Annotated in this window: 19 protein-coding genes; 10 read left to right on the top strand and 9 right to left on the bottom strand. The window is 72.6% G+C overall.

Annotation, left to right across the window (positions count from 1 at the left end):
- Window positions 1–9: 9 nt before the first annotated feature.
- From AC0VX6_RS21440 to AC0VX6_RS21425, 4 genes are all read left to right on the top strand, one after another.
- Complete coding sequence (locus AC0VX6_RS21440; protein WP_274974369.1) at window positions 10–882, top strand: isocitrate lyase/PEP mutase family protein; 873 nt, start codon at window positions 10–12, stop codon at window positions 880–882.
- 2 nt (window positions 883–884) lie between these two features.
- Entirely contained in the window at window positions 885–2,153 is a 1,269-nt protein-coding gene (locus tag AC0VX6_RS21435) for a 3-isopropylmalate dehydratase large subunit (RefSeq protein WP_274978211.1), read from the top strand.
- Window positions 2,150–2,683 (top strand): LeuD/DmdB family oxidoreductase small subunit, encoded by a 534-nt coding sequence (locus AC0VX6_RS21430; protein WP_274974368.1) that lies wholly within the window; start codon window positions 2,150–2,152, stop codon window positions 2,681–2,683. Before AC0VX6_RS21435 ends, AC0VX6_RS21430 begins: the two co-directional genes overlap by 4 nt.
- A gap of 140 nt (window positions 2,684–2,823) precedes the next feature.
- A complete protein-coding gene (locus AC0VX6_RS21425) occupies window positions 2,824–4,158 on the top strand; it encodes an MFS transporter (RefSeq protein ID WP_274974367.1) in 1,335 nt (444 codons plus the stop codon).
- 155 nt (window positions 4,159–4,313) lie between these two features.
- Here AC0VX6_RS21425 and AC0VX6_RS21420 read toward each other — a convergent pair whose 3' ends face one another.
- Entirely contained in the window at window positions 4,314–4,961 is a 648-nt protein-coding gene (locus AC0VX6_RS21420) for a TetR/AcrR family transcriptional regulator (RefSeq protein ID WP_475465784.1), read from the bottom strand.
- Between the two features lie 214 nt (window positions 4,962–5,175).
- Between AC0VX6_RS21420 and AC0VX6_RS21415 the strand changes: the two genes are divergently transcribed.
- The 4 genes from AC0VX6_RS21415 to AC0VX6_RS21400 all read left to right on the top strand — a co-directional run bounded on the left by AC0VX6_RS21415 (window position 5,176) and on the right by AC0VX6_RS21400 (window position 8,203).
- Window positions 5,176–5,940 (top strand): SDR family NAD(P)-dependent oxidoreductase, encoded by a 765-nt coding sequence (locus AC0VX6_RS21415; protein WP_274974365.1) that lies wholly within the window; start codon window positions 5,176–5,178, stop codon window positions 5,938–5,940.
- Between the two features lie 159 nt (window positions 5,941–6,099).
- Entirely contained in the window at window positions 6,100–7,320 is a 1,221-nt protein-coding gene (locus tag AC0VX6_RS21410; protein ID WP_274974364.1) for a cytochrome P450, read from the top strand.
- Complete coding sequence (locus AC0VX6_RS21405; RefSeq protein ID WP_475465781.1) at window positions 7,314–8,006, top strand: TetR/AcrR family transcriptional regulator; 693 nt, start codon at window positions 7,314–7,316, stop codon at window positions 8,004–8,006. Before AC0VX6_RS21410 ends, AC0VX6_RS21405 begins: the two co-directional genes overlap by 7 nt.
- Window positions 8,003–8,203: a ferredoxin gene (locus tag AC0VX6_RS21400; protein ID WP_274974362.1), complete on the top strand. Its 201-nt coding sequence runs from the start codon at window positions 8,003–8,005 to the stop codon at window positions 8,201–8,203. Before AC0VX6_RS21405 ends, AC0VX6_RS21400 begins: the two co-directional genes overlap by 4 nt.
- 200 nt (window positions 8,204–8,403) lie before the next feature.
- Here the strand turns inward: AC0VX6_RS21400 and AC0VX6_RS21395 are convergent, their stop codons facing one another.
- Both AC0VX6_RS21395 and AC0VX6_RS21390 read right to left on the bottom strand, forming a co-directional pair.
- Entirely contained in the window at window positions 8,404–9,903 is a 1,500-nt protein-coding gene (locus tag AC0VX6_RS21395) for a SulP family inorganic anion transporter (RefSeq protein WP_274974361.1), read from the bottom strand.
- 642 nt (window positions 9,904–10,545) lie between these two features.
- Window positions 10,546–10,953, bottom strand: a complete 408-nt coding sequence (locus AC0VX6_RS21390) for a MerR family transcriptional regulator (RefSeq protein WP_274974360.1) — start codon at window positions 10,951–10,953, stop codon at window positions 10,546–10,548.
- A 174-nt stretch (window positions 10,954–11,127) separates the two neighbouring features.
- On the opposite strand from AC0VX6_RS21390, the gene AC0VX6_RS21385 reads away from it, so the two are divergent.
- Complete coding sequence (locus AC0VX6_RS21385; RefSeq protein WP_274974359.1) at window positions 11,128–12,207, top strand: RNA ligase (ATP); 1,080 nt, start codon at window positions 11,128–11,130, stop codon at window positions 12,205–12,207.
- 92 nt (window positions 12,208–12,299) lie between these two features.
- Here the strand turns inward: AC0VX6_RS21385 and AC0VX6_RS21380 are convergent, their stop codons facing one another.
- Window positions 12,300–13,040: a class I SAM-dependent DNA methyltransferase gene (locus AC0VX6_RS21380; protein WP_475465778.1), complete on the bottom strand. Its 741-nt coding sequence runs from the start codon at window positions 13,038–13,040 to the stop codon at window positions 12,300–12,302.
- Window positions 13,041–13,382: 342 nt separating this feature from the next.
- Here AC0VX6_RS21380 and argG point away from each other — a divergent pair, with 342 nt between their 5' ends.
- Window positions 13,383–14,831, top strand: a complete 1,449-nt coding sequence (argG, locus tag AC0VX6_RS21375; RefSeq protein ID WP_274974357.1) for an argininosuccinate synthase — start codon at window positions 13,383–13,385, stop codon at window positions 14,829–14,831.
- Between the two features lie 147 nt (window positions 14,832–14,978).
- Here the strand turns inward: argG and AC0VX6_RS21370 are convergent, their stop codons facing one another.
- The 5 genes from AC0VX6_RS21370 to AC0VX6_RS21350 all read right to left on the bottom strand — a co-directional run bounded on the left by AC0VX6_RS21370 (window position 14,979) and on the right by AC0VX6_RS21350 (window position 20,666).
- Complete coding sequence (locus AC0VX6_RS21370) at window positions 14,979–15,614, bottom strand: histidine phosphatase family protein (RefSeq protein ID WP_475465775.1); 636 nt, start codon at window positions 15,612–15,614, stop codon at window positions 14,979–14,981.
- A complete protein-coding gene (locus AC0VX6_RS21365) occupies window positions 15,611–16,765 on the bottom strand; it encodes an ABC transporter ATP-binding protein (RefSeq protein WP_274974355.1) in 1,155 nt (384 codons plus the stop codon). Before AC0VX6_RS21365 ends, AC0VX6_RS21370 begins: the two co-directional genes overlap by 4 nt.
- Window positions 16,762–18,540: an ABC transporter permease gene (locus tag AC0VX6_RS21360; RefSeq protein ID WP_274974354.1), complete on the bottom strand. Its 1,779-nt coding sequence runs from the start codon at window positions 18,538–18,540 to the stop codon at window positions 16,762–16,764. Before AC0VX6_RS21360 ends, AC0VX6_RS21365 begins: the two co-directional genes overlap by 4 nt.
- Before the next feature lie 33 nt (window positions 18,541–18,573).
- Window positions 18,574–19,749 (bottom strand): extracellular solute-binding protein, encoded by a 1,176-nt coding sequence (locus tag AC0VX6_RS21355; RefSeq protein ID WP_274974353.1) that lies wholly within the window; start codon window positions 19,747–19,749, stop codon window positions 18,574–18,576.
- Between the two features lie 83 nt (window positions 19,750–19,832).
- Complete coding sequence (locus AC0VX6_RS21350; protein ID WP_475465773.1) at window positions 19,833–20,666, bottom strand: MurR/RpiR family transcriptional regulator; 834 nt, start codon at window positions 20,664–20,666, stop codon at window positions 19,833–19,835.
- Window positions 20,667–20,790 lie beyond the last annotated feature (124 nt).

Genomic DNA, 20,790 nt, shown 5'->3' with positions numbered 1-20,790 from the left:
GCAGGCGGTATGGAATCCCAGCGACTACGCGAGCTGATGGACGCGGGAGTGGTCTACGCGCCGGGGGTCTGGGACGGACTCACCGCGCGCCTGGCCGAACAGGCCGGGTTCCCGGCCCTGTGCGCCTCGGGCTTCGCCGTCTCCGCCTCCCTCGGCTACCCGGACGCCGAGCTGTACACGATGTCGGAGAACCTCGACGCGACCCGCCGCATCCGCGAGGCGAGCGGCCTCCCGCTGATCGCCGACATCGACACCGGGTACGGCAACGCGGTCAACGCGGCGCGGGCGGGCCGCCGTTTCCGCGACGCCGGTGCCGCCGCCGTCTTCATGGAGGACCAGGAGTCGCCCAAGCGCTGCCCCCTCTGCGTCGGCGACCCGGTGCCCCTGGTCCCGCTCGACGAGGGGGCCGGGAAGGTGCGCGCCGTCAAGGACGCCGTCGGCGAGGACGTCCTCGTCATCGCGCGCACCGACGCCCGGGGTGACGAGGCGCTGCGCCGGGCGCAGGCCTACGTCGGGGCCGGAGCCGACATGATCATGCCGGTCACCAGGACCTTCTCCACCGTCGACGAGTGGGCGAAGTGCCGGGAGGCGGCCGGGGTCCCCCTCGTCGCCACGCTCACCGCCTCGACCTGGACCGAGCGCGAGTTCACCCCCCGGGTTCTGGAGGAGGTCGGTGTCGCGCTCGCCCTCCTACCCACCCAGGTGCTGATGGCGGCGACGGGCGCCATGCGCCAGGCCCTGGGCAGGCTGGCCGGGGGAGAGCCCCCCGCCCAGGTCAGCGCCGACGCGCTCCAGCACCACGAGTTCGTCGACCTGATCGGCTTCGCCGAGGTCGAGGCCGCGCAGCGGGCCTACCTGCCCGCCGCACAGGGGGGCGAGTGAGCATGGGCCTGACCATCACCGAGAAGATCCTCGGCCGGGCCGCCGGGGGGACCCCGGTCCGCGCCCGCGACAACCGCGCGTTCCGGCCCGACCACATGATCGCCTACGACTTCCCCGGCTACACCGACGTGATGTTCCGGCAGATGCACGACGACTTCGGCATCACGGAACTGGCCGACCCGGAGCGCTACCTGGTCTTCATCGACCACATGCTCACGCGGGGCAGCGCCAAGGAGGCGGAGGTCCACAAGGTCACCCGCGACTGGTGCGACTTCTACGGGATCACCCTGCACGAGGCCGAGGGGATCGGCCACCAGGTCGCCGCCGAACTCGGTTACGCCCTCCCCGGCCGGTTCCTCATCCACTTCGACGGCCACATCAGCGGCCTGGGGGCCTTCGGGGCGCTCGGATGGGGGGTGCGGCGCGACCTCCTGGAGGCGTGGGTCACCGGCCGGATCTTCCTGGACGTGCCGGAGTCGGTGCGCTTCGAGCTCACCGGGGCCTTCCCCGAGGGCGTGGACAACCGCGACCTCGTCCACACCATCATCGCCCGGCTCGGCGCCGACGGCTGCGCCCACCAGGTCATGGAGTTCACCGGTCCCGGCGCGCGCTCGATGAGCATCGACCGCAGGCAGGGCCTGTGCGGGATGGCGATGTTCACCGGCGCGGTGTCGGCGATCTTCAACCCGGACGAACTCTCCCTGGACTACGCCCGCAGGGTCTCCGACACCGTTCCCGAGCCGCTGTACAGCGACCCCGACGCGGTCTACGCCGGTGTGCACGAGATCGACCTCTCGCGGCTGGAGCCGCAGGTCGTGCTGCCCGGTTCGGCCCGGGGCCAGAACACGCTCGGGATCTCGGAGCTGGAGGGCACCCCCGTCACCAAGGCGTTCATCGGCTCCTGCGCCAGCGGGAGGCTGGAGGACATCCGGGCCGCCGCCGGGGTGCTGCGGGGCCGCAGGGTCGCCGACGGCGTGCAGCTCAACGTCGTCCCGACCTCGGCCGCGATCCACCGCCAGGCCGAGGCGGAGGGGCTGCTGGACGTGCTGCGCGACGCGGGAGCCGCCGTGGCCGAGTCCAGCTGCGACTTCTGCTTCGGTTACCAGAAGCCCCTGGAGGCCGGGGAGAACTGCGTGTCCACGGGCGTGCTCAACATCTCCGGGCGCATGGGCAGCACCGACGCCAACATCTACATGGGCTCCGCCTACACCGTCGCCGCCAGCGCCGTGACCGGGCGGATCTGCGACGTGCGGGAGGTGACCGGGTCATGAGCCCGCTGCCGCCGCCCGACGTCATCAGCGGCCGCGTCGCCTGGATCTTCGGGGACGACTTCGACGTCGACCTCATCATCGGCGTGGAGAACATCAAGTACTACGACCCCGATGTGCTGCGGAGCGTGTGCATGCGGCACTACGACCCCGCGTTCGTGGACGAGGTGCGCCCCGGCGACGTCGTCGTCGGGGGCCGCAACTTCGGCTACGGGCACCCGCACTACCCCCCGCTCGTCGCGCTGCGCAACCTGGGCGTGTCGGCCGTGATCGCCGAGTCCTTCTCACCCGGCTTCTGGCGCGGGGAGACCTACAACGGCATGCCGCTGCTGACCGTCCCCGGCATCAGCCGCGCCGTTCACCGGTGGGACCGCGTCGAGGTCGACTGGCGGCGCCCGTCCGTACGCCTTCCCGACCGGGACGCCGAGCTGACCGGAAACCCGCTCACCGAGCGCGTGGTCAAGGTCATCGAGGCGGGGGGAAGCCTGAACCTGCTCCTGTCCGAGCACCGCTCGACACACGCCGCGGACTGACCGGCCGGGTCAGGACCGCCCCACCGCCACACGGGAGCGCCGGACCGGCGCCCCGCCCCGCCGCCCCGCCCACGGGGAGGCGTCCTTCCCCGCGGGCCCCGACCGGCGCCCACGATCCGTCCTCACCAGGAGGCATCGCCTTGTCCGCTCCAGACAGCGCCGGGAGCTCCCCGGCACCGACCCCCGTCGGCGCGCCAGTGCGCGACCGGCGCACCGCGCTGCGAGCCGCGGTCGCCGGTGGGGTGGGGACCCTGATCGAGTACTACGCGTTCAGCGTCTACGGGTTCCTGACCGTGGTTATCGCCCCGCTGTTCTTCCCCAGCTCCAACCCCGCCACCTCGGTGCTGGCCACCCTGGCCGTGTTCGGGTCCGGCTACCTCATGCGTCCGCTCGGCGGGATCTTCTTCGGCCGCCTCGGGGACCGGACCGGACGCAAGGTCGCGCTGGTCTCCACCGTCGTCAGCATGGGCGTGTGCTGCGCCGTGATGGGCATGCTGCCCACCTACCCGCAGGCCGGGATCATCGCCCCGATCCTGCTGGTGGTCGTGCGCATGGCCGAGGGCTTCTCCGCCGGAGGCGAGGTGGGCGGGTCGGCCACCTACATCGCGGAGTCCTCCCCGGCCGGCATGCGCGGCTTCTTCGGCGCGTTCACCCCGACCGGCTCCACGCTCGGCTTCGCGGTCGCGGCCGCCGTGACCGGCGCGGTCGTCGGACTCCTCGCCCCCGAGCAGATGACGGCCTGGGGATGGCGCATCCCGTTCCTGCTCTGCGTCCCGCTGACCCTGCTGTGCCTGTGGGCGCGGCTGAAGCTGGAGGACACCCCCGACTTCAGGGAGATGGAGACCAAGGCGGAGGTGGCCCGCAGCCCCTTCACCGACGTGCTGCGGCGCAACCCGGGCGCCGTCCTCAAGGTCGTCGGCCTGGCCGTCGCCACCAACGGCACGGGGTACGTCGGGCTGACGTACATGAACGTGTACCTGATCAACGACCTGGGCCACGACTCCCAGGACGTGTACTGGCTCTCGGCCGCCGTGATCGCCGCGGCCTGCGCGTGCATGCCGTTCCTGGGCCTGCTCACCGACCGCTTCGGACGCCTGAGGGTGCTCACCGCGGGGTGCGTCGGGTACGTCCTCCTGGCCTACCCCATCCTCCTCGTGATGTCGCAGGCCTCGGGGCTGCTGGTCGTCGGACTGATGTACCTGGTGTTCATGGTCCTCAACGCGGCGCTCCAGGTTCCGGCGTTCCCGCTGTTCACCGAGCTCTTCCCGAGGGCCGTGCGCTACACCGGAGTCGCCCTGGGATTCAACATCGGTACCATCGTCGCCGGTGGGACGGCCCCCTACATCGCGGCCCAGCTGGTCGCCTCGACGGGCGACCCGGTGTCCCCGGCGTACTGGGTGATGGGGGTGGCGATGGTCGGTCTGGTCACGGCGTTCACCGTCCGTTCCACCCGCGCCGGAGAACTCCCGGCCTGAACCCGGCTCCGGCCCGGCCCGTCGGCCGCCGGGCCGGAGCCCCCGTGCCGCCCGGCCCGGTCGCGGGCCGTCGCGCACGGCGCCCGGGACGGAACCAGCCAGAGGGCGCCTCCCCGCGCCGACAGCGGCGGCGGCCGGGATCGGCACACAGACCCTCAGTCCGAGGGCGCGTCCCCGCCTTCGTCCCCGCGTTCGTCCCCGCCGCCGTGCCCGAAGGCGGGCAGGCCGCGGGCCGCGGTGGTCAGCGCGGTGCGCAGCAGCGGCCCCACGCCCTCCGAGCGAACGCCGCGCCCGTCGTCCTCCAGGCGCGCCCGCTCCTCGGCGGCCAGGCGCAGCGCCGAGTTGAGGGCGGCCGCCTGGACGCGGACGGGCAGGCTGTCGGCGGACTCGCCGGTGCGGTCGGCGATGATCTGGGCGAAGACGGACTCGGCGGCGTGGTGCACCTCCAGCCACACCGCCATGAGCGCCGGTTCGGTGCGGGTCATCCGGATGAGGTCCGCGACGGGTCCCTCCACGACCTGCGGCTCGCCGTCGAAGAACCGCTCCCGCTCCAGGTACTCCAGGAGGGGGACCCCGGGAGGGCAGGCGCGCAGGCGTTCGGCCATGTGCTCCAGGCTCGTCGTCAGCAGCGGCCGGACGCAGCTCTCCTTGCTGGGGAAGTAGCGCCACAGCGTCCTGGTGGAGATGCCGAGCGCGTGCGCGATGTCGTCGCCCGTGGTGCCCGACACCCCGTTCTCGGTGAACAGCCGCACGGCCGCGTGCGCGATCTCCATGCGCACGATCTCCCTGCGCCGCTCGGTCATGGGCGGGCGGCCCCGACCCGAGGGTGTGCGGGGCGTCTTCGCGGACGGTGTTCCCGGCACGACCGTCCCCCTCCCGTGTCCGAGGCGTCTGGGCGGGTCCACTTTACTAACGCCCGGACCAGGCGGAACAATATTTGTCTCTGAGCGACAAAAAGTCCTACAGTGACAGCAGCGGCCGCCGTGGCCGCCACCAGCGGCAACGAGAGGGCTTCCCATGACCGGCCTGGGCCTGAAGGACAAGAACGTCATCGTCACCGGAGGCGGCTCCGGCATCGGTCGCGCGAGCGCGCTGCGCTTCGCCGAGGAGGGCGCCGGGGTCCTGATCGCCGACCTCAACGCCGACACGGCGCGTGAGGCGGCCGAGGAGATCCGCGCGGCCGGGGGCACCGCCGAGACCGTGACCGGCGACCTCAGCCGTCAGGAGGTCGTGGACGAGGTCGTCGCCACGGCCGTCGAACGCCTCGGCGGTGTCGACGTCCTGGTCAACAACGCCGGGATTATGGACGACATGTCCGCCACCGCCGACGTCACCGACGCGGTCTGGGAGCGGCTCCTGCGCGTGAACCTGACCGCGCCCTTCCTGCTCACCCGCGCCGTCCTGCCGCACATGGTCGAGCGGGGAGCCGGATCGGTCGTCTTCACCGCCTCGGAGGCCTCCCTGCGCGGCAGCGCCGCCGGGGCCGCCTACACCGCCTCCAAGCACGGCGTGGTCGGCCTGGTCAAGTCCACCGCGGTCATGTACCGCGACAAGGGGATCAGGGTCAACGCCGTCGCCCCGGGCGGCACCGCCACCTCGATCACCGTCGACGTCGCCTCCGCGCCCCACGGCCCGACCACCCTCGGCACCTTCATGTCCAACATGGGCCGCGTGGCCCGGGCCGAGGAGCTGGCCGCCGCCGTCGTCTTCCTGGCCTCCGACGCGGCGAGCAGCATCAGCGGCGCGGTGCTGCCGGTGGACAACGGCTGGTCGGCCGTCTGAGGAGGCGACCGCGCGCGGACCCGGCCCCGGGTCCGCGGCGGCGGGCGCCGCGTGCGTCCGAGCGCGTGCGCCCCACTTCTTAAGTCAGTCGCTTGACTCAACGCCGCGACGGGCGTTCACTGTACGTGTACGTACCGATGACGCAGAGGAGTGAGGGCTGTGGGTGCCGACGGAACCGAACGGCTGATGGACTACCCGATCCCCGGCCCCGAGGCGCTGGAGCCGCCCGCCGAGTGGGCCGAGCTGAGGCAGCGGTGCCCCGTCGCCGGGGTGCGGCTGCCCAGCGGCGACCGGGCGGAGGTGGTCACCCGCTACGAGGACGTCAGGCGGGTGCTCTCCGACCCCCGCTTCACCCGGCGGCTCGACGCCGAGGACGCGGCCCGGGTCTCGGCCGACGCGACGGGCGGCGTGTTCAACAGCGACCTCGCCTCGGCGGTCCCCGACAGCGGGGAGGAGCACCGGCAGTGGCGGCGGCTGGTCGGCAAGTGGTTCACCGCCAGGCGCATGAACGCGCTGCGGCCCGGAATCGAGGCCATGGCCGACCGGCTCGTCGACGGCATGGTGGAGCGCGGACACCCGGCGGACCTCCGGGCAGACCTGGGCTTCCCCCTGCCGGTGTGGGTCATCTGCGACATGCTCGGCGTGCCCGACTCCGACCGCGACCGCTTCTCGCACTGGTCGGACGCGCTGCTCAACCTCACCCGCTACACCCAGGAGGAGATGGACCGGGCCCAGGCCGAGTTCCTCGCCTACATGAGCGGCCACGTCGAGGCCAAGCGGGCGGAGCCGCGCGAGGACCTGATCAGCTCCCTGATCACCGAGACCGCCGAGGCCGGGTACGACCTGCCCACCTCCGCGCTGGTCGCCACCAGCATGGGCCTGCTGGTCGCCGGACACGAGACCACCGCCAACATGATCGGCAAGATGGTGGCGATGCTGCTGGACGACCGCAGCCGCTGGGAGAGGCTGCTGGCCGACCGGACGCTGGTGCGCTCCGCAGTGGAGGAGGCGCTGCGCTTCGACGCCAACTCCGGGCTCGGCCTGCCGCGCTACATCACCGAGGAGACCGAGATCGGCGGCGCCACCGTCCCGGCCGGGACCACCGTCATGTGCAGCATGGGCGCGGCCAACCGGGACGAGAGCGCGTTCGAGAACGCGGACGAGATGGACCTGGGGCGCGTGCCCAACCCGCACCTGGGCTTCGGCGCCGGGGCGCACTCGTGCCTGGGGCAGGCGCTGGCCCGCACCGAACTCCAGGCCGTGCTCGACGTGCTGCTGCGCAGGCTCCCCACACTGGAGCTGGCCGTCCCGGCGGCGGAACTGCGGCGGCTGGACGGCCTGGTCGTGGGCGGGCTGCGCGAGGTTCCGGTCCGGTGGTGACCGTGTCACGGGCGCGGACCGATCGGGCCGGTGCCACGCGGGAGCTGATCCTGTCCACCGCCGAGCGCCTGTTCGCCGAACACGGCCTGTTCGCGGTGTCCAACCGCGGCATCAGCACGGCCGCGGGACAGGGCAACAACACCGCGGTCGGCTACCACTTCGGCACCAAGGCCGACCTCGTGCGCGCGATCGTGCGCACGCACACCGACCGGCTCGAACCGCTGTGGGCGCGGGCGGTCGAGGAGGCGGGAGACCCGGCCGGGACGGGCGACTGGATCGCCTGCCTGGTCCGGCCGGTGACCCGGCACCTGGCGCACCTGGGCGTTCCGAGCTGGTTCGCCCGCTTCTCCGCGCAGGTCATGACCGACCCGGGCCTGCGCGTGATCATGACCGAGGAGACGCTGACCTCGCCCCCGCTCAGGCGGGTCCTGCTCGGCCTGCGCGCCGGTCTGCCCGACCTGCCGCCGCCGGTGCGCGCCGAGCGCGAGGACATGACCCGCCACCTGATCGTGCACATGTGCGCCGAACGCGAGCGCGCGCTCGCCGAGGAGGCGGCCACGCCCCGGTGCAGCTGGGAGGACACGGCCACCGGACTGGTGGACGCGCTCACGGGGATCTGGCTCGCCCCCGTGACCCCGGCCGAGGGGCGCGATCGCGCCGCGAAGACGAAGGAGGAGCGACCATGAGGGTGTCCGTCGACCAGGACTGGTGCTGCGGCGCCGGTCAGTGCGTGCTGCTCGCCCCGGAGGTGTTCGACCAGCGTGAGGAGGACGGCATCGTCGAACTGCTCACCGAACGGCCGCCGGAGAACCTGTACCCGGCCGTGCGCGAGGCGGGGCAGGTGTGCCCCACCGGCGCGATCCACGTGGACGAGGAGGCCTGACCGCGCGGGGAGCTGGAGAGCGCGCCTCGCGGCCGGTCGTGACCAGTCAGGCGCGTCCGTCTCAGCCGGGGGGCGCCCGCACCCGTTTTCCGCGGTCCGGCCGCACTCGTCCTGCCCGGCCCGGCCGCGGCAGGGGCGCCGTCCGAGGAACCCGGGGGCGGCCCGTCGCGGTTCCGGCGGACCGCCCCCGTCGCCCGGGGTCAGTGGCCGCCGGTCAGGGTTCCGGACAGCTCCCGGTGCAGGTGCGCGCTGGGCCCGTTGAGGCCGGTGATCTCCACCCGCACCCCGTGCCTGCGGAAGTGCTCGGTGACCTGGTCCAGGGCGGCCACGGCCGAGGAGTCCCACACGTGCGCGTTGGACATGTCCACCACCACCCTCTCCAGACCCTGTTCGGTGTAGTCGAACCGGTTGACCAGCTCGCCGGTGGAGGCGAAGAACACCTCGCCGTTGACCGAGTACACGCGGGTGCCGCCCTCGGGGTCGAGCACGCTGGTGACGTCGGCCTGCATGGCGGCCCGGCGGGCGAAGAGCACCATGGACACCACGACCCCGACGATCACGCCCAGGGCCAGGTTGTGGGTGGCCACGACCACGGCGACGGTGATGACCATGACCAGGGTCTCGGTCCAGGGCATCCGCCTCAGGGTGGCCGGGGCGACGCTGTGCCAGTCGAAGGTCACGATGGCCACGAAGAACATCACCGCGACCAGCGCAGCGACCGGGATCATGCCCACCAGGTCGCCCAGGGCCACGCACAGGATGATCAGGAACACACCGGCCAGGAAGGTCGAGACGCGGGTACGGGCCCCGGACTTGACGTTGATCATGGTCTGGCCGATCATCGCGCACCCGGCCATGCCGCCGAAGAAGCCGACCAGCACGTTGGCCACTCCCTGGCCGCGGGCCTCGCGGCCGTGGTCGGAGGAGGTCTCGGTCTGGTCGTCGACGACCTTGGCGGTCATCAGCGACTCCATCAGCCCCACCAGCGCCAGGGTCAGCGAGTAGGGGGCGATCAGGACCAGCGTGTCCAGCGTGTAGGGCACGTCCGGGATCAGCGGCACGGGCAGGGTGTCGGGCAGTTCGCCCATGTCCCCGACCGTCTGCGCCGGGATGCCCAGGGCCAGCGCGGCGACGGTGAGCACGACGATGGCCACCAGCGGCGCGGGAATCGCCTTGGTCAGGCGGGGCAGGCCGAAGACGATGACCAGGCCCACGGCCACCATGGCGTAGATCGGCACGCCCACGCCCTCCAGGTAGGGCAGCTGGGCCGTGAAGATGAGGACGGCCAGGGCGTTGATGAACCCGGTCATGACGCTGGGCGGCACGAACCGCATCAGCCTGGCCACCCCGAGCAGCCCCAGGGCGACCTGGATGAGCCCGGCCAGGATGGTGGCGGCGATCAGGTGGTCGACGCCGTACTCCATCGACAGCGGCGCCGCGACCAGGGCCATCGCGCCGGTGGCGGCGGAGATCATCGCGGGCCGCCCGCCCAGGAAGGCGATGGACACGGCCATCACGAAGGAGGCGTACAGGCCCACGCGGGGGTCGACCCCGGCGATGAGGGAGAAGGCGATGGCCTCGGGGATCAGGGCCAGGGCGACGACCAGTCCGGCCAGCACGTCGGCGCGCAGCTGCGCGGCGGCGGGGATCCGGGCCTTGAGGGACCTGGGGGTCTTCACGGGCAGTTTCATGGCACCCATCGGGTTTCGGGCAGCCCACAACGAGGACCGCGGTGTTCGGGTCAGGCGTTCGTGCACGGCGCGGACGCGCGCCGGTGAGACGGGGTGCGCGGGTGCGCACGGGGATCCGGGGCGGTGTCGGCCCCGGTGCGGCTTCGTCGCCGCGGGCACGGCCGTGCCTCTGGGTCGGGCCGGGAGGAGAGTGCGGTGGTCCTCCGCTCGTGCGCGGGTGACGACCCGGAGAAACTCTACTCTTACGTGAGAGTCTGATTCTCGTTCGGCGACTGAGACGACCCTCACAGTACGGAAGGGTTCGGGTGTTCCCCGGGCGGGCGCTCCGTACGGCGGGCGCACTCCACCGGCGGTGACGCGCGGTGACCGCCGGTGCGGTGGCGGGGAGGCCGGGGGCGTGCGGGGACGGGGCCGCGGCCCGCCTCTGGGGGCGGACCCGGCCCGCGGGCGTTGGGGCGGGGCGCGGTCCACGACGCGTATCCGGAGGGCGGGGGCGGCCGTGTGCCACGGCCGCGGCGGCACGCCCCGGTCCCCGGCCCGGGAGCGGGTGCGGTTCCGTCCTGGAGTGTGTCGGCGTGCGGTGACCCGCGATGCGGGCCGGGGGGGGCGGGTTCCCGTCTCGGGGCGCTGGTCGTTCGGCCCCGGCGGACGCTAGGCGGTGGCGTTGTCGCGGGCGCGCTGCTCACGCAGCCGCTCGGCGAACTCCTCGGCCATCGCCAACTGGTTGCGCAGGGCCTGGCAGCGGGCGACGATGGCCGCCTCGAAGGCGTCGAGCCTCTCGCTCAGGGCCCGCCGCTCGTCGGGTCCGGTCTCGGCCGAACCCAGCCGGTCGACGGCCTCCAGCAGCTCGCGGGTCTCCTCAAGGCTGAACTCCAGCGGTTTCATCCGCTTGATGAGGTTCAGGCGGTCCACGTCCGTCTCGGTGTAGAGCCGGAAGCCGCCGCGGGAGCGCGCGGAGGGCTCGACCAGGCCGACCTCGCCGTAGTAGCGGATCGTGCGCAGGGACAGGCCGGTCCGCTCGGCGACCTCGCCGATCTGCATGTGCTGCGCCCCGGACATCGCGGCACCCCCTCTCGTTCACCCGACTCTAACGTCGCCCCGAACCCGTCGCGGCCCGCCATCGGGCGCTCCGGTCCCTCCGTAAAGCCGTTGTCGGTCCGCAGGGCGCTCGGACATAGTGGACCGACCCCCGGGGCGCGGTCCGAACGCGCCTCCCCACACGGAGGAACCGCCATGTCCACCCTTCGGGTCACCGCCGAGCGGCTGACGATCCACCCGCACCCCAACGCGGACGCGCTGGAGCTGGCGCAGGTCGGATTGTTCCGCGCGGTCGTGGCCAAGGACGACTACCGCACCGGCGACTGGGCCGTCTACATCCCCGAGAGCGCGCTGCTGCCCGAGGACCTCATCGGTGAACTCGGCCTGACGGGCAGGCTCGCGGGCTCCCGGAGCAACCGGGTCAAGGCCGTCCGGCTGCGCGGAGAGCTGTCACAGGGCATCGTCTGCCGCCCGAAGCTGCTGGTCGACCGCGACCTGGCGGCGGAACACCGTGACGGCACCGACTTCGCCGGGGAACTCGGCATCACCAAGTGGGTGCCTCCGGTCCCGGTGCACATGGGCGGCGACCTGGTCGACGCGCCCGGCCTGCTGCGCTGGATCGAGGTGGAGAACGCCAAGCGCTACCCCGACGCCTTCGAGCCGGGGGAGCCGGTCGTGGCCACGGAGAAGATCCACGGCACGGCCTGCCTGTTCACCCTGGTCGCCGCGACGGGGGAGGAGTTCGCCTCGTCCAAGGGCCACGGATCCCGGCACCAGGCGCTGGCGTTCGCGGAGAAGAACCTGTACTGGCGGGCGCTGACCGCCCACGGGGTGCCCGAGGCCGCGCGCGGGCTGGCGGAGCGGTTCGGCGCCGCCCGGGTGGGCGTGTTCGGCGAGGTGTTCGGCGCGGGGGTGCAGGACCTGGCCTACGGCGAGACCGGCCGCGGCGAGCAGCCCGGTTACGCGGTCTTCGACGTCTCCCTGGACGTGGACGGTGCCCTGAGCTGGGTCGACGCCGCCGACCTGCCCGAGGTGCTGGAGTCGGTCGGGCTGCCCTCGGTGCCGCTGCTCCACGACGGCCCCTACGACGAGGCGGCGCTGCTCGCGCTGGCGCAGGGGGAGGAGACCTGGAGCGGTGGCGGCCTGCACCTGCGCGAGGGGGTCGTGGTCCGGCCCCGGCGCGAGCGCTACTCGCCGGTCCTGGGCGGGCGCGCGATCGTCAAGTTCGTCTCCGACGCCTACCTCACCCGCGGGGGCGGCACGGAGTACGAGTGAGCCCACCGCGCGGGCGCACCGGGAACTCCCGGCGCGCCCGCGGGGCCGTCGCCGCGTGCGCCCGCGTCGGGCGGCCCGGCCGCTCCCCGGGTTCAGTCGGCGGGCTTCTCCCAGACCGAGACGTGCTGGCGGCTGGCGCTGGTGAACGGCTCCCGGGTCCACCCGTCCCACCGGTCGCTCAGGCGCATCCCGGCGAGCCGGGCCATGAGGTCGAGTTCGGCGGGCCACACGTACCGGAAGGGGACCTCCCGGTACGTGCCGCGCCCGTCGGCGACCGTGACGTGGTGTGAGCTCATCGCCTGCGTGGCGACGTCGTAGACGTCGAACCCGAGTCGGTTCGAACCCACGTGGAAGGGCACGGCGTCCTGGCCCTCCGGCAGCCTGCGCAGGTCGGGGACGCCGACCTCGACGACGAAGCGGCCGCCGGGTTCGAGGTGGTCGGCGGCGTTGCGGAAACAGGCCACCTGTTCGTCCTGCGTGGTCAGGTTCATGATGGTGTTGAAGACCAGGTAGGCGACGGAGAACGTCCCCTCCACCCGGGTCGTCGCGAAGTCGCCGACCGTCACCCCGACCGCGTCGCCGCCGGGTTTGGCCCGCAGCCGTTCGACCATCGCCTCGGACAGGTCGATGCCGTGTACCGGAACCCTGCGGCGGGCCAGCGGCAGCGCGACGCGCCCCGTCCCGATCCCCAGCTCCAGGGCCCGGCCGCCACCGGCCAGTTCCGCCAGGAGGTCGACGGCCGGATCCAGGACGGCGGGCTCGAACATCTCCGCCGACGACTCGTCGTAGGTCGCCGCGACGCTCTCCGCGAAGTGGTCCTCCTGTGCGCTCATCCCGGAACGCTAACCCGCGGCCCCCGCGGGGCGCACGCGGTTTTCCCGCGGCCCCGCGGGCGCAGGGCGCGACCGCCCGGGAGCGTCCGGCGCGTCGCGGGTCGGGCGGCCCCGCTCCCGGGCAGGGTGGGGGGAGCGGGCCTCGGGACCGGCCCGCTCCGTGCCGCCGGGGCGCCCCCGGGGGCCCGGTGACACCGGCTCCGCCGCCCGACGCGGCCCGCGCAGCGGTGCCCCGCGCGACCCCGGACCCGGCGCCCAGCGCGGCAGGTCAGGGATGTATCCCACACCGACATGCGGCCCCCCAGATTGCATGCTCATTCATAAGGGCGCATACTTATTTCCATGTCCAAGGTACTCACTTCCCTCCCCGTCGGCGAGCGCGTCGGTATCGCCTTCTCCGGTGGCCTCGACACCTCGGTGGCGGTCGCGTGGATGCGCGACAAGGGCGCCGTCCCGTACGCCTACACCGCCGACATCGGCCAGTACGACGAACCCGACATCGCCTCGGTCCCCGGCCGCGCCACCGCCTACGGCGCCGAGGGCGCCCGCCTGGTGGACGGCCGGGAGGCGCTGGTGGAGGAGGGTTTCGCGGCGCTGGCCTGCGGAGCCTTCCACATCCGCTCCGGCGGCCGCACCTACTTCAACACCACCCCCCTCGGGCGGGCCGTCACGGGCACCCTGCTGGTGCGCGCGATGCTTGAGGACGGCGTGCAGATCTGGGGCGACGGGTCCACCTTCAAGGGCAACGACATCGAGCGCTTCTACCGCTACGGTCTGCTCGCCAACCCCTCCCTGCGGATCTACAAGCCTTGGCTGGACGCCGACTTCGTCAACGAGCTCGGCGGCCGCAAGGAGATGTCGGAGTGGCTGCTGGCCCACGGCCTGCCCTACCGTGACAGCACCGAGAAGGCCTACTCCACCGACGCCAACATCTGGGGCGCCACGCACGAGGCCAAGGCGCTCGAACACCTCGACACCGGCATCGAGATCGTCGAGCCCATCATGGGTGTGCGGTTCTGGGACCCCGAGGTCGAGATCACCCCCGAGGACGTCACGATCGGCTTCGAGCAGGGCCGCCCGGTGTCCGTCAACGGCAAGACCTTCGCCACCGCCGTGGACCTGGTCAACGAGGTCAACGCCATCGGCGGCCGACACGGCCTGGGCATGTCGGACCAGATCGAGAACCGCGTCATCGAGGCCAAGAGCCGCGGCATCTACGAGGCCCCGGGCATGGCGCTGCTGCACGCGGCCTACGAGCGGTTGGTCAACGCGGTCCACAACGAGGACACCCTCGCCAGCTACCACAACGACGGCCGTCGGCTCGGCAGGCTGCTCTACGAGGGCCGCTGGCTGGAGCCCCAGGCGCTGATGCTGCGCGAGGCCCTCCAGCGCTGGGTGGGCACGGCGGTCACCGGCGAGGTGACCCTGCGGCTGCGGCGAGGCGAGGACTACTCCCTCATGGACACCACCGGGGCGGCGTTCAGCTACCACCCGGACAAGCTGTCCATGGAGCGGACCGAGGACTCCGCGTTCGGCCCGGTGGACCGCATCGGCCAGCTGACCATGCGCAACCTCGACATCGCCGACTCCCGCGCCAAGCTGGAGGAGTACTCCAGGGTCGGCATGGTCGGCACCTCGCACCCGACGTCGATCGGCGCCGCCCAGGCGGCCGCGACCGGGCTGATCGGCGCGATGCCCGAGGGCGGCGCCGAGGCGATCGCCTCCCGCGGACAGGCCCCCGAGAGCGACGACCTGCTCGACCACGCCGCCATGGAGTCCGGCAACGACTGAGGCCCGGCCCCGGTCCGCGCGCCAGCGCGCGGGGACCGGCCGGGCTCTGGTGCGGGGATGATCCGCGCGCCGGCCGTGGAACCCGCCGGACCGGCCCGTCGCCGGGGCGGGAACGCCGCACGAGCGTTCCCGCCCCGGCGACGTCCGTCAGTCCGGCGGATCCAACGGCGACATCGCCGGGGAGTAGTTGAACAGCCGGAGCCTGGCCGCACCCGGTTCGGTGAGGGAGGCGGCCCCGGGGTCGACGTCCACGATGCTCAGACTGGCCGGGTGGCTGGGCACCGTCCGCGCCGGGTCGAGCCCGACGGCGGCCACGAGGAAGGCCCGCACCGGCCCTCCGTGGGTGACCGCCAGCAGCGTCCGGTGGCCGTCGGCGTGCGCCCGGCGGACGGCGGCGCCGATCCCCTCGACCACCCGGTCGGTGAGTTCGCCGAAGCTCTCCGCGCCCGGGGGGTGGAACCGCCCCGCGCGCCACGCGGCGTACACACCGCCGTCCTCCTCCTTGATCTGCGCCGAGTACCGCCCCTCCCAGCCGGCCAGGTAGGCCTCGTTGAGCCGGGGGTCGCGCGCGTCAGGGCTGACCCCGAGGACCTCGGCGGTCTCCTGTGTACGGCACAGCCCGGAGGTGACGACGTAGCCGGGGTCCAGGTAGCGGACCGTCTCCGCCAGCGCGGCGACCTGGCGGCGCCCGGCCTCCGACAGCCCGATGTCCTGCTGCCCCTGGAGGCGGCGCTCACCGTTCCACGCGGTCTCGCCGTGGCGGACCAGGAACAGCCGCATCATCGGACCGCCCCGGTGTCCAGGCGGTCGCCCGCGGCGTCGAAGTAGGCGTCCGGCGCCTCGGGCAGCCGCAGACCGGCCGCGTCCCCGGGCAGCAGGTCGACCGGCGTGTCCCGGGAGACGTTCACCCGGGTGCCGTCGGCGAGGTCCACGCCCACGACCCACCTGTCGGCCATCGGCACCTGGTCGGCGAAGACCGCCTCCAGGCAGCCGGGCGCGGACGCGTCGCGGTCGATCCCGAGCGAACCCGCCCGGTACATCGCCCGCACCACCCCGTCCGGGACCGACGCGGGAGCCGCGCCGCAGTCGGCGCCCAGGGCCGACAACCGACCGCCTTCGGCCCGGCACTCGATGATGTTGGCCGGGGGCGTGCCGACGAACGTCGCGGCGAACGCGGTGCGCGGCGACTCCAGCAGCTCCCGCGGCGTGCCGAACTGCTCGATCCGGCCGTCCTTCATGAGCGCGATGTGCGTGGCCATGGTCATCGCCTCCACCTGGTCGTGCGTGACGTAGACGCTCGTGGCGCCGGTCGAGCGGTGCACGCGCATCAGCTCGCCCCGGGTGTCCACCCGCAGTTTCGCGTCGAGGTTGGACAGCGGTTCGTCGAAGAGCAGCACCTTGGGCTGCGGGGCGATCATGCGGGCGATCGCCACCCGCTGCTGCTGGCCGCCGCTGATCTCCCCCGGGTAGCGATCGGCCAGGTCCTCGATCGACAGCATCGACAGCACCTGCTCGCTGCGGGCCCGCCGGTCGGCCTTGGACCACTTGGCCACGGTCAGCGGCCAGGCGATGTTCTGGCGCACGGTCTTGTGCGGCCACAGCGCGTAGGACTGGAAGACCAGACCGGCCTCGCGCTCGGCGGGCGGCACGATCTCGGTCCCGTCGCCGCGGGCGATGACGCGGTCGCCGAACCGGATCTCGCCCCCGGTGGGGTTCTCCAGTCCGGCGAGCATCCGCAGGGTCGTCGTCTTCCCGCAGCCGGACGGTCCGAGCAGCACGAGGAAGGAGCCCGCCGGGACCTCGATCGAGACGCCGTCCACGGCGGCGGTGCCGCCGAAGTCCTTGCGCAGGTCGGTGATGGTCAGGGCGGCCGAGGAGGTCTCGGGGCGCATGTCGGTCCTTTCGGCCTGCCGGGCGCGCGGCGTCGGGGTCATGAGTTGGAGTTCCAGGGCTGGGCGGCGCCCTCGAAGCGCCGCGCGATGACGGTTGCCGCGACCGAGATCACCGCGATGACCACGGTGACCGCGTTGGCCAACTGGGTGAAGTTCTCCGAGGAGTACTGGTAGGTGAGCACGGCCAGGACGGGCATCGCCGGGGTCGCCAGCAGCACGACCAGGGACAGGTCGCGCACCATCTGGACGAACACCAGCACCCCGCCGGTGAACAGGCCGCGGGCGGTCAGCGGCGCGATGACCGCCCCGATCCTGCGCATCAGCCCGGCCCCCGCCATCACCGCGGACTCCTCGACGTCCCTGGACACCTGGCTCAGGGCCGAGGTGCCCGACCGGACGGAGAACGGGATCGTCGCCGCGATCCCGGCCAGCACGAGGATCGCGAACGTCCCGTACAGGCTCGGGAGCGGGCCGATGGGCGCCCCGAACTGCGCGATGAAGGCCGCGCCCAGCGCGATGCCGGGGATGAGGAAGGGCACGAACGAGGTGACGCTCATGGTTCCCACCAGCCACCTCGGGCCGTTGGAGCGGGTGATGACGTAGGAGATGAGCAGTCCGAGCACACCGGCGCCGACCGCCACGCACACCCCGAGCAGGACGGTGTTCCAGGTGGCCTCCAGGATCTGCGGGTTGTTCAGGACGCCCCGCTGCCCCTGGGCGAGCGCGGGGTCCGAGTCGCCGATCCAGTAGTGCAGGGTCAGCCCGGAGGCGAAGTCGTTGGTGCGCAGGGTCAGCGAGCTCAGGACGAGCACGAGTCCGGGCACGATCGTGGTGCACGTGACCAGCAGCCAGGCGAGCCCGGCCACCGGCCAGCCCCAGGGGCCCAGGTCCACGCCCCGGCGGCGGCCGCCCTTGCCGGTGATCGTCGCGAAGCTGCGCCTGCCTCCGGTGATGCGGGTCGAGGCGTACATGATCATCGCGGCGACGATGATGAGCACGATCGAGAGCACGTACCCGCGCGCGACGTCACCGGTGGAGATCGCCCCGTACAGACGGGTGGAGAGCGTGTGGAACCGCACCGGCAGTCCGAGCAGGGCCGGTGTGACGAAGTTGGAGACCCCCTCGGCGAAGGCGAGCAGCGCGCCGGAGATCATCGCCGGGGCCACGACCGGCAGGGCGATGTCCCGGGCCACCCGCAGCGTGGAGGCCCCGGTCATCTCGGCGGCCTCCATGAGGTCGCCGTTCACGCTGGCCAGCGCCGCGGCGACCAGCATGAACGACAGCGAGAAGTAGTGGGCCGTCAGGGTCGCGGCGATCGGTACGGGTCCCCAGGCCAGCCAGTCCGGGACGTCCAGGCCCAGGTTCATCAGGATCCCGGTGGACCCGCCGATCAGGTCGTTGCGAAAGACCGACTCCCACGCCAGCGCCAGGGCGAAGCTCGGCAGGGCGAACGGGATCGTCGCCAGCAGCCCCAGGGCCCTGCGCCCCGGGATGCGGGTCATCACGACCACCCAGGCGAGGAACCCGCCCACCACCGTCGAGCAGACGGCGGTGGCGGTCCCCATGAGGATCGAGTTGCCCATCGGCCTCCACAGGAGGTTCTCCGACATCGGGCTGGCGAACACGTCCGCCCACGCCTCGCGGTTGCCGCTCTGGAGGGTCGTGTTGACCAGTCCGCTGAGCGGCGCCACCACGAGGACGAACAGTACGAGCAGGGTGCCGGCTCCCAGCACCACGGAGGGCTGCCTCAGTGCCGTGCGCGCACGGGCCACCGTGGTGCCGACCGCGGTGCGGCGGGGGGCGGGTGCCGTCGTCATGGCTTCCTTTCGCTGACGGGGGAGTCGGGGGTTCTACAGGGTCAGGAGGAAGTCGGCCACGTCGTCGCGGACCCGGGCGGTCTCCTCGGGGTCGATGTCCCAGGCGCCCAGTTCGTCCAGGGGCGCGGCGTCCTCGGGCATCTCCATGTCCGTGCGGACCGGGTAGTCGCCGGGGACGTAGAAGGGCTCGTATCCGGGACCGCCGGTCGCGGAGTCGTCGCCCATGAGGAAGTCGGCGACCAGACGCGCGGCGGCCGGGCTGTCGGAGCCCTGCACCATGCCGATGTAGGCCGGGAAGGTGATGCCCAGCGACGGCGCGGTCCCCAGGGAGGCCTGGAGCGCCCAGCCCTCCTCCTCGTTGTCCCGGCGGTCGGAGTAGGAGGTGATGCCGACCGGCGGGTCCTCCTGCCCGGTCGCGCCCACGGCCGCGTTGACGTTGTCGGTGTCGTCGACCAGGACCAGGCCGTTGGCGTAGAGGTCCTTGATGAACTGCTGCCCGGCGTTCTCCACGCCCTCGTCGAGTTCGACCTCGGACCCGAAGTGCTCCTGGTGGGCCTGCGCCATCTCGTCGGAGCGCTGGACGATCTCCGTCATGAGGTCGAGGTAGTCGCCGCGCACGCTCGGGTCGACCATGACGACCTTGCCGTTCCACTCCTCCTCGGTCAGCTGCCACAGGTTCTGGATCGGGCTGCCGTCGGGGTGGGCCTCCTCGTTGTACATGAGGATCTTGGTCGAGAGCCGGTTGGCCAGCAGCGGCTGCTGGTACTCCTCGGGCACGGTCTCGGCGACGCGCTGGGGGACGTAGTTCTGGAGGATGCCGCCCGCGACGAGTTCGGTGATGACCACCGGGGCGTCGGAGATGTAGGCGACGTCCGCCGACGGGGTTCCGGCCTGGGCCTCGGACTGGAGGCGGGTGATCTGCTCGGAGGAGGCGATGTCGTGGCCGATGAGGTCGACGCCGGGGTACTGCGCCTCGAAGGCCTCCTCGACGGAGGCGATGCGCGAGGTGAAGGAGTAGACGGTGACCTCCCCCTCCTGCTGGGCCAGTTCGACGAGCTCCTCGTGGGTGGCGTCGTCGAGTTCGTGGGGTTGGGCGGCCTCGCCGGTGTCGGCGGTGTCTGCGGCCTCGGGGGTGCCGCCGCCGCAGGCGGCGAGCGTCACGGCGAGCGGGAGGGCGACGGAGGCGGAGAGCAGTCTCGAAGTGCGCATGACAGGTCCTTTGCGTCGGTTTTCGCGCAGGCGGGAGCGGGGCCGGGGTGGTCCGGCCGTCGCGGGGGATGGGGAGACCGGCGTCAGTCGAACGCGTTGAGCAGGTCGTCCAGGCGGTCGAGGGCGGGCAGGATGGTCTCGGGGTGGCGCTGGGCGACGGTGAGCACGATGGCGTTCGCGATCATCATCGGGACGCTCAGGGAGGAGAAGCCCTCCTGGTGTCCGCGCGGGGCCGAGAGCACGGTGGTCGGAGCCGGATCGAGGGTGTGCAGGGTGTCCGTGACCAGCACGGAACGGGCTCCGACCTCGGAGGCGTGTGCGTACAGCTGTGTGAGGCCCCGCGGAGCGCGGCGGAACGCGAACGACACGACGGCGTCGGAGTCCGACATCGCCAGGACGCGTTCGGCGACCTCGCGGCCGGGGCCGACGAGGTTGACCGGGCGCATCCCGAACCGCCGCAGCCGGCTGTCGAGGAGTTCGGCCAGGACCCCGGAGTTGCCGCGCGCGAAGAGGTAGACCACACGCGCGCCGACGAGGAGGTCGGCCACCTCGTCGATCTGGGCCTGGCTCACGTGCTTGCCGACCGCGGCGAGGGAGTCGAGCTCGGTGGCCAGGAGGGTGTCCAGCACGCTGGCCTGCCCCTGGCCCCGGAGTTCGGCCCGGAACCGGTCGCCCGCGCCGTTGAGGCGTGCCTCGTGTGCCTCGCGCAGGTCCTCGCGCAGCTCCAGGTAGCCCTGGTAGCCCAGCCGCTGGGCCAGCCGGGTGGCGGCGGCGGGGTGGACCCCCGCGCGCTGGGCCACCTCCCCGCCCCGCCACATGGGGGCCTCGGCGGGGTTGGAGAGCAGTTCGTCGAGGAGGACCCGGTCCGACTTCGTCAGCCGGTCGCGGTACTCGCTCATGCGTTCCTGGAGGTTCACAGCGCCCACGATACAAGCAAGTTTTCTTGCACAGGCTGTTTTTCCTGCAACTTTATTTTCGGTTCATGGGGACTTCACCCTCTCCCCGCGAACCGGTCGGGCGTTCACCCGCGGATCGCCCGGC

The organism is Nocardiopsis sp. iso_25 (assembly GCF_056173305.1).
Note: the sequence above shows the minus strand (reverse complement) of the source record. Positions and strands in the feature narration are given on the sequence as shown.